The organism is Arthrobacter sp. Y3223166 (assembly GCF_059090935.1).
In genome coordinates this window covers 1-403 of the sequence record NZ_JBNHGE010000100.1, presented here as the reverse complement: position 1 = coordinate 403, position 403 = coordinate 1, and the positions used below count along the sequence as shown (strand labels likewise).

General features: G+C 77.4%; 1 pseudogene. It reads left to right on the top strand.

Going from position 1 to position 403, the window contains the following annotated elements:
• Nucleotides 1-403, top strand: a pseudogene (locus AC5RUH_RS16725) (hypothetical protein); the annotation flags it as partial.

Sequence of the window (403 nt, the reverse complement as noted above, 5' to 3'; positions counted from 1 at the left end):
GGCCTGCTCGCCGGCACCGACCCCGCGGCCCTGGACGACTGGTCGACCCTCGACTACCTCCAGGCGGTGCGCAAACACGAGGCCTGGACCCAGTCCCGCAGGCTGCGGGCCCTGCACCGCCTGGCCGTGCTCCGCCCGGCAACCGGGCCCGACGCCGGGGCACCGGACGGGATCTGCCGGCACGCCGCCGCCGAGCTCGCACCCATCCTGGCCGTGCCCCGCCAACGCGCGGCCGCCGAACTGGCCGACGCACACCAGATCACCACCTGCCTGCCCGCCACCCTCGCCGCCCTCGACAACGGCGACCTCGACCTGCCCCGCGCCACCGCCATCGCCCGCAAAGGCGCCGGCCTGCCGCCCGAGGCCCTGGCCGGCTACGAAGCCCGCGTTGTTCCCGGCGCCG